Genomic DNA, 5,479 nt, shown 5'->3' with positions numbered 1-5,479 from the left:
AGAAGACCGCCTATCCGGTATTAGCATCCGTTTCCGGATGTTATCCCGGTCTTCCGGGCAGGTTGCCCACGTGTTACTCACCCGTCCGCCGCTAAGTCCCCGCGTCTTCCACCCGAAGGCTTCCGTCGCGGAAACTCCGCTCGACTTGCATGTATTAGGCACGCCGCCAGCGTTCGTCCTGAGCCAGGATCAAACTCTCCATAGAAGCTTGCGCGCTCCGGTTTCGTCACGCTCAGGGTCTTACCCTCAGGTCGACGGGCAACTCAAGCTCGTGTTCAGTTTTCAAAGAGCAATCTTCCTCAACCCGCCGCCCTTTCAGGCAGCGACTTTTATAATATATCACATCGCGCCAACCGGATGCAAGCGCCAATTTCCGGCATCTGCTCCGACCGGCTGCCGTTCCGTCGACCGGCTCCGACAGGCGCGAAGAACAATCTATCATATCCGGCAGCCAAAATGCAAGAGGAAAAATTATTGAAGGCCGGGGACGACCCGGCCTGCCCGTGATCGTCAGCGGATGATGGATTCGATGTGGATGTGCCGCTGGGTTGCGAGATTGATGATCTCGCCGCCCACGTTGACGAGCGGACGAGTCGGATGGTTGCGGTCGGTGAAGACGATCTCGCCCAGCCGGTTGTCGCTGAGCCGGACGACCATCCCGTTGTGGAACGATGTCGCCTTCTCGACGAGCGTCCTCACCATCAACGGATCGAGTTTGCCGAACGATTCGTCCAGCAGCTGCTCCAGCGCAAGATAGGGGGACATGGCCCGATTGTAGACCCGCTCCATCGTAACCGTATGGAACACATCCGCCACGGCGACGAGGCGCGCGTACGGATGGATGCTCTCGCCCTTGAGGCCGAGCGGATAGCCGCTTCCGTCCATCTTCTCGTGATGCTGTAGCGCCGCAAGCCTTACGCCCTCATTGATGGCGGTCACGTTCCTGAGCAGGTTGTAGCCGTGCTTCGTGTGGTTTTTCATTTCTTCCTGCTCTTGGGGCGAAAGCTTGCCCGGCTTGAACACGATGGCCGGATCGATCCGCAGCATGCCGATGTCGTGGAACAGTCCGGCGAGCGAAAGCTGCACCCAGTCCTTCTTCGGGAACGAACACCACTGCGCGAGCAGGTACGACGTCACGGCCGTCAGCACGCTTTTGTGGTACAGAAAATCCTGCGCATCCCGGATCTTCGGCCGGAACGACAGCAGGTTGTATTCCCCGATATGGGCGAGCAGCTTCTCGAGCTGGTTCCGGATGTCCATGATCGGCAGTCCGATGCCGCTCGTGTTCGTAACGAAAATGCGGCGGACCAGACCGATCATGCGGTCGTATTCGATATCGAACCGGCTCAGGGACGATTCGTCCGGCACGGCGGCCTCTTCGATGCCTTCGCGCGGTTCAATGTCGACCTGTTTGACGAGAAACGCCTGCAGAATCTCGAATTCGCGCGACGTGACGACCCGGCCCTTGCGGAACAGGGTACCGCCAAGCGGCGTGATGACATCGGAGGCGAGACGATCCCCCAACTTCACCTGGGAGAGCGGGACCGTAGGCATATGCGCACCCCTCCAGTTGCGGGACATTACGCTTTTCCGTTCTCGTCCGTACCTTCCGATCCGCGGTCCGCTTCTTCCGCTTCTTCCGAGCGACTGACGCAGGTGACGGTCGAAACCGCGTCGTCTTCCCGGATGTTGATCAGCTTGACCCCTTGCGTGTTGCGGCCCATCGTGGAGATGCCGGCGATGCTCGTGCGGATCAGCGTGCCGGCGGACGTCATGATCATCAGATCCTCGTCGTCGGCCACCATCTTCAGGGCGACAACCGAACCATTCTTCTCCGTGATGTTCAGCGTCTTGATGCCCTTGCCTCCGCGGCTCTGGGTCCGGTATTCGCTGGCCGGCGTCCGTTTGCCGTAACCCTTCTCCGTCACGATCAGCACGTCGAGATCGGGGTCGACGACGTCCATGTCGATGACGCTGTCGCCTTCCTCGAGCTGGATGCCCTTCACGCCGGTCGCCGAACGACCCATCGGCCGGACTTCCTGCTCGGGGAACCGGATCGACATGCCCTGGCTCGTCCCCATGATGATCTCGCGGGTGCCGTCGGTCAGCTTCACGCTGATCAGCCGGTCGTCCTCGCGGAGATGGATCGCGATGAGACCGACCTTGCGGATGTTTGCATAATCGTCGAGCGGCGTTTTCTTCACGATGCCCTGCTTCGTCGCGAAGAACAGGTACAGATCCGGATCGAAGCGCTCGATCGGAATGACGGCGTTGATCGTCTCGCCCGGATCGATCTGAATGAGGTTGATGATCGGCGTTCCCTTCGCCGTCCGGCCGAGCTCCGGAATCTCGTAGGCCTTGAGCCGGAACACCCGGCCCTTGTCCGTGAAGAACAGCAGGTAATGGTGCGTGTTCGAGACGTACAGATGTTCGACGAAGTCGTCTTCCTTCGTCTCCATGCCGATAACGCCTTTGCCGCCGCGCTTCTGGCTGCGGTACATCGAAACCGGCATGCGCTTGATGTATCCGCCGTGCGTGATCGAAATCACGACATCTTCGCGCGGGATGAGATCCTCGTCATGGATCTCGTTCTCGCCGGACGTGATCTCGGTGCGCCGCTCGTCGCCGTATTTCTGCTTGATCTCCTCCAGCTCGTCGTGGATGATCTGCAGCACGCGGTTCTCGTCGGCCAGAATCGCCTTGTACTCGGCGATCTTCTGCAGCAGCCCGGCGTATTCTTCCTCGAGCTTCTCGCGCTCCAATCCGGTCAGGCGCTGCAGCCGCATGTCGAGGATCGCCTGCGCCTGATCGTGGCTCAGCGAGAAGCGCGCAATCAGCCCTTCCCGCGCTTCCTCGGTCGTGCGCGAACCGCGGATCAGGTTGATGATCTCGTCGATGTGGTCAAGCGCGATGCGCAGCCCTTCCACGATGTGGGCGCGCGCTTCGGCCTTGCGCAGATCATGGTCGGTCCGGCGGCGAATAACCGTGATCTGATGCTGCAAATAATGATACAGCAAGTCTTTCAGATTCAGAATCTTCGGTTCGCCGTCCACGAGCGCCAGCATGTTGATGCCGAAGCTGGTCTGCATCGGCGTGTGCTTGTACAGATTGTTGAGCACCACGTTGGGGTTGACGTCGCGCCTGAGCTCGATAACGATCCGCATGCCGTTGCGGTCCGATTCGTCGCGCAGGTCGGTGATGCCGTCGATCCGCTTGTCGCGCACGAGCTCGGCGATCTTCTCGACGAGCCGCGCCTTGATGACCTGGTACGGCAGCTCGTGCACGATGATGCGCGGCTTGCCTTCGTGCTCCTCGATCTCCGCCCGCGCGCGCAGCGTGATCGTCCCGCGGCCGGTCATGTAGGCCCGGCGGATGCCCTCGCGGCCCATGACGATCGCGGCCGTCGGGAAATCCGGGCCCTTCACGTAATCCATCAGTTCAAGCGGCGTGATGTCCGGATTTGCGATCATCGCCTGGATGCCGTTGATCACTTCCGTCAGATTGTGCGGCGGAATGTTCGTCGCCATGCCGACGGCGATCCCCGACACGCCGTTCACGAGCAGATTCGGGAAACGCGCCGGCAGCACGGACGGCTCCTTCTCCTCGCCGTCGTAGTTCGGAACGAAATCGATCGTTTCTTTGTCGATGTCGCGCAGCATCTCCATCGCGATGGGCGACAGCCGCGCTTCCGTATACCGCATCGCCGCCGCGGAATCCCCGTCGACCGAACCGAAGTTGCCGTGTCCGTCGACGAGCATGTAGCGGAGCGAAAAATCCTGCGCCATCCGGACCATCGTCTCGTAGACGGCCGCGTCTCCGTGCGGATGGTATTTGCCGATGACTTCGCCGACGATCCGGGCCGATTTCTTGTACGGCTTGTCCGGTGACATGCCGAGTTCGGACATCGCATACAGAATCCGGCGGTGGACCGGCTTCAGCCCGTCCCGCACGTCGGGAAGAGCACGGCTGACGATGATGCTCATCGCATAGTCCAGGAACGAATCGCGCATTTCCGTGCTGATGTCGCGATCTTTGATACGGGGATTCTCCGCCATGCTCTACCTCCCGATCTTCCTCTCGGCGTATGGATGCCCCGGATTCTCCGTCCGACCGGCCGCAAACCTTTTCACGAAAAAACGGAGGAATCCGCAGCCGGCGCCTTACGCGATGCTCCGGGACAAAACCCGCGAAAATTCAGCCGTTTCCGACAATCCTTCCAATCCGTGCTCTCCAGACTATTATATTACTTTCACCAAATCCGCACAATTAAACGCCTTCCGGCATCCCCGCGGACGACGGAAACGCCGGGGCGCGCGGGGCTTCCGTCGCATATGCTGGATTGGCGGAAATCCCGCTTCCGCCCACCATTATACCATTATTCATCGCAAGGGTTGTCCGGAGCTTCCAGACCGCCGGCTTCCCGCGCGGGCGAAAGGAGCCACGACCGTTGGCCATTGAGCGCGTGAGAAGCAAACTTGCGAAAACCGAAGTGTTGATGCGGCACGCCGAACTGCGCGACCTGATCCCGGAAACGCGGAAATTCTCGCGCAGTGCGCTGTCCGACATGCTGGACCGGTACGGCATGGTTTATGTCAAGCCGGACAAGGGCACGTACGGTCTGGGCGTCATCCGGGTCGAGCGGAAGCCCGACGGGTATCTCGCGCGGATCGACACCCGCTCCCATCGCTACGGCTCGATCGATTCCCTGTACGACGGACTGCGGCGTCTCAAGCGCAAGCGCACCTATATCGTACAGCGGGGCATTCATCTGCTGAAGCACAGGGGAAGGCGGTTCGACATCCGCGTCATGGTGCAGATGTCGCCCCGGGGGGAGTGGGAGGCGACCGGCATCATCGGCCGGCTGGCCCATCCGCGGAAAATCGTGACCAATTACCACAGCGGCGGCACGCCGATGTCCTTCCACACGCTCATGCGCAGTCACCTCGACGCCGGCCGCCGGAAAGCCTTCGCGTCCGAGCTCCGCAGACTGGGCGTCGAAGTGGCCAGGCAATTGCAGAAGCGCTGGCCGGGCATGAAGGAGATCGGCCTTGACGTCGGAATCGACACCTCGCTCAAACCGTGGATCCTTGAAGTGAACACGTCGCCCGACCCGTTCATTTTCCGCAAACTGAAGGACAAATCGGTGTTTCGCAAAATCTACCGTTATGCCGCGGCCTACGGCAGGTTCGGGAAGAAGAGCCGGATCAGCCGCACCCGCCCCCGCCGCGCGGCAAGAAGAAGAGCCGCCCGGTAAATCCGGACGGCTTCAGACTGTCGACAAAGTCCCTGTCGATAGTCTTTTTTATACAATAAAACTTTACCCATTCACCGCGGTAATATGTTATAATAATAGCAAGGATTCTCTGCGTTGGAGTGATTGCTGTTGCTCAGGAAAACGGGCTATGAAGGACGCACCCAACTTTCCCTCGTGTCGCTCGATGAACTCGTCCCGGAAGATCATCTGGTGCGGAAAATCGAA

General features: G+C 60.2%; 3 protein-coding genes and 1 rRNA gene. 1 reads left to right on the top strand and 3 read right to left on the bottom strand.

Features of this window, described 5'->3' with window-relative positions:
* The 3 genes from A9Z00_RS14295 to gyrA form a co-directional block, all read right to left on the bottom strand.
* Positions 1–205 (bottom strand): 16S ribosomal RNA (locus A9Z00_RS14295); the annotation flags it as partial.
* Positions 206–510: 305 nt separating this feature from the next.
* Entirely contained in the window at positions 511–1,554 is a 1,044-nt protein-coding gene (locus tag A9Z00_RS14290; RefSeq protein WP_296978912.1) for an HD-GYP domain-containing protein, read from the bottom strand.
* Between the two features lie 26 nt (positions 1,555–1,580).
* Positions 1,581–4,055 (bottom strand): DNA gyrase subunit A, encoded by a 2,475-nt coding sequence (gene gyrA, locus A9Z00_RS14285; RefSeq protein WP_296978910.1) that lies wholly within the window; start codon positions 4,053–4,055, stop codon positions 1,581–1,583.
* Positions 4,056–4,447: 392 nt separating this feature from the next.
* Between gyrA and A9Z00_RS14280 the strand changes: the two genes are divergently transcribed.
* A complete protein-coding gene (locus tag A9Z00_RS14280; RefSeq protein ID WP_296978907.1) occupies positions 4,448–5,254 on the top strand; it encodes a YheC/YheD family protein in 807 nt (268 codons plus the stop codon).
* Positions 5,255–5,479: the final 225 nt, after the last annotated feature.

This window comes from Thermobacillus sp. ZCTH02-B1, from assembly GCF_002159085.1.
GTDB lineage: Bacteria > Bacillota > Bacilli > Paenibacillales > Paenibacillaceae > Thermobacillus.
This window is presented reverse-complemented; position numbering and strand designations above follow the sequence as displayed.